Source organism: uncultured Streptococcus sp. (genome assembly GCF_915066115.1).
In the GTDB taxonomy this organism is placed as follows: Bacteria; Bacillota; Bacilli; order Lactobacillales; family Streptococcaceae; genus Streptococcus.
The window spans coordinates 1-2,899 of sequence record NZ_CAJZDT010000177.1 but is presented as its reverse complement, the minus strand read 5'-3'; the positions used below and the strand labels follow the sequence as shown (position 1 = coordinate 2,899).

Annotated in this window: 3 protein-coding genes and 2 pseudogenes; all 5 read left to right on the top strand. The window is 41.7% G+C overall.

Annotated features, from left to right (window positions below):
• Window positions 1-92: pseudogene (locus QZ565_RS09120) on the top strand (YozE family protein); the annotation flags it as partial.
• 84 nt (window positions 93-176) lie between these two features.
• Window positions 177-1,181: a PhoH family protein gene (locus tag QZ565_RS09115; RefSeq protein ID WP_295528518.1), complete on the top strand. Its 1,005-nt coding sequence runs from the start codon at window positions 177-179 to the stop codon at window positions 1,179-1,181.
• A gap of 106 nt (window positions 1,182-1,287) precedes the next feature.
• On the top strand, window positions 1,288-1,857 hold the full coding sequence (locus QZ565_RS09110; protein ID WP_295528515.1) for a GNAT family N-acetyltransferase: 570 nt from the start codon (window positions 1,288-1,290) through the stop codon (window positions 1,855-1,857).
• A gap of 65 nt (window positions 1,858-1,922) precedes the next feature.
• Entirely contained in the window at window positions 1,923-2,573 is a 651-nt protein-coding gene (locus QZ565_RS09105) for a helix-hairpin-helix domain-containing protein (RefSeq protein WP_295528512.1), read from the top strand.
• Window positions 2,557-2,899: pseudogene (locus QZ565_RS09100) on the top strand (competence protein ComEC); the annotation flags it as partial. The gene QZ565_RS09105 and the pseudogene QZ565_RS09100, both read left to right, overlap by 17 nt.

The following is a 2,899-nucleotide window of genomic DNA, read 5'->3' as shown; positions in this document are numbered from 1 at the left end:
ATGAGGTCAGTCGCTTTTTGGAGGAGCACGCTAGTTTCTCTTTCAACCTAGGAGACTTTGATGCCATCTGGCAGGAATACTTAGAACACTAGCATGATTCACTGGGTTTGGGCTAGTAATTTCTCCGCCCCTTTGCTATAATAAAAAGAAATAAAAGGATTAGAGAGGTTCTTTATTTGAAGGAACATTCAATAGACATTCAACTGAGTCATCCAGATGACCTGTTTCATCTTTTTGGTTCCAATGAACGCCATCTTCGTTTGATGGAAGAAGAGCTTGATGTGGTGATTCATGCTCGTACGGAGATTGTCCAGGTTTTGGGAGAAGAAGCTGCATGTGAGGAAGCCCGTCAAGTTATCCAAGCCTTGATGGTTTTGGTGAATCGTGGGATGACGGTTGGGACGCCAGATGTGGTGACTGCAATTAGCATGGTCAAAAACGATGAAATCGACAAGTTTGTCGCCCTTTACGAAGAAGAAATCATCAAGGATAATACTGGGAAGCCTATCCGTGTCAAAACACTGGGTCAAAAGCTTTATGTGGATAGTGTCAAACAGCATGATGTGACCTTTGGAATTGGGCCGGCAGGGACAGGGAAGACCTTTCTTGCAGTTACTTTGGCTGTGACTGCCCTTAAACGTGGGCAAGTCAAACGAATTATCCTGACACGCCCGGCAGTGGAAGCAGGAGAGAGTCTAGGTTTTCTTCCGGGCGATCTCAAGGAGAAGGTGGATCCTTACCTTCGACCTGTTTATGATGCCTTGTATCAGATTCTGGGCAAAGACCAAACGACTCGTCTCATGGAGCGTGAAATTATCGAGATTGCACCTCTTGCCTACATGCGTGGACGAACCTTGGATGATGCCTTTGTCATTCTCGATGAGGCGCAAAATACGACCATCATGCAGATGAAGATGTTTTTGACTCGTTTAGGTTTTAATTCTAAGATGATTGTCAATGGAGATATCAGTCAGATTGACCTACCACGTAATGTCAAGTCCGGTTTGATTGATGCTCAAGAGAAACTCAAGAACATTCATCAGATTGACTTTGTTCATTTTTCAGCCAAGGATGTGGTTCGCCATCCAGTTGTCGCTCAGATTATTCGAGCTTATGAACCAGCACCAGTTAAAAAAGAAGAGGGTGAAGAATTAGATCCTCAACCTCTATCTGAAAGATAGCTCTTTTGTAATTAAAGTTATCGCAATACTAAGTATAAATTTGCTTTTTAAATATTTCATTCAATATCCTTATCTTAGTTAGAAACTTTTCAAGTGGTGGAATCCTATGGAATCAATTTTTGTAAAATTTGCCCAGTATCCGTCTATAGAAACAGAGCGTTTATTGCTCCGACCTGTAACCTTGGATGATGTGGAAGAAATGTTTGAGTATGCCTCGGACAGAGAAAATACGCGCTACACTTTTCCAACAAATCAAAGTTTGGAAGAAACCAAGAATAACATTGCTCAGTTCTACTTGGCTAATCCCTTGGGACGTTGGGGGATCGAATTAAAAGATAATGGCAAGTTTATCGGAACTATTGACTTACACAAGATTGATCCTGTTCTTAAGAAGGCAGCTATTGGTTACATTATCAATAAAAAGTATTGGAATCAAGGATTGACGACAGAAGCCAATCGTGCCGTGATTGAGCTAGCTTTTGAGAAAATCGGAATGAACAAGTTAGTTGCTTTACACGATAAGGCTAATCCCGCGTCAGGAAAGGTCATGGAGAAATCAGGAATGCGTTTTTCCCACGAAGAAGCTTATGCTTGTATGGACCAGCATGAAGAAGACCGAATCGTTACAAGAGTTCATTATGTCTTGACCAAGGAAGACTATTTTGCAAATAAATAAGCAGTTGAGAAGAAATTTTCAACTGTTTTTCTTCCTCTTACGAATAATCTAAGAGAGGAGAAAATATGGAAGCAATTATCGAAAAAATTAAAGAGTATAAAATCATCGTCATCTGTACGGGTCTGGGCTTGCTTGTAGGAGGATTTTTCCTACTAAAACCAGCTCCACAAACACCTGTCAAAGAAACAAATTTGCAGGTTGAAGTTGCAGCTGTTTCCAAGGATTCATCGACCGAAAAGGAAGTGAAAAAGGAAGAGAAGGACGAACCTCTTGAACAAGATTTGATTACAGTAGATGTGAAGGGGGCTGTCAAATCGCCAGGAATTTACGATTTGCCGGTAGGTAGTCGGATCAATGATGCCGTTCAGAAGGCTGGTGGCTTGACAGAGCAAGCAGACAGCAAGTCGCTCAATCTAGCTCAGAAAGTTAGTGATGAGGCTCTGGTTTACGTTCCAACTAAGGGCGAAGAATTAGCCAGTCAACAGGCAGGTTCTGGAACGGCTTCTTCAACGAGTAAGAAAAAGAAGGTCAATCTCAACAAAGCTAGTCTGGAAGAGCTAAAGCAGGTTAAGGGATTGGGTGGCAAACGAGCTCAGGATATTATCGACCATCGTGAAACAAATGGGAAATTCAAGTCGGTAGACGAACTCAAGAAGGTATCTGGCATTGGTGCTAAAACCATAGAAAAGCTAAAAGACTATGTTACAGTGGATTAAGAATTTGCCAATTCCCCTAATCTATCTGAGTTTTCTATTGCTCTGGCTTTACTACGCCATTTTCTCAGCGTCCTATCTTGCTTTGTTAGGCTTTGTTTTTCTGCTGGTCTGTCTCTTTATCCAATTTCCGTGGAAATCTGCTGGAAAAGTTTTAGCAATTTGCGGAATCTTTGGATTTTGGTTTCTGTTTCAAAATTGGCAACAGAGTCAAGCTAGTCAAAACCTAGCAGATTCTGTTGAAAGGGTACGGATTTTGCCTGACACTATTAAGGTCAATGGAGACAGTATGTCCTTTTGGGGCAAGTCTGAGGGTCGCACCTTCCAAG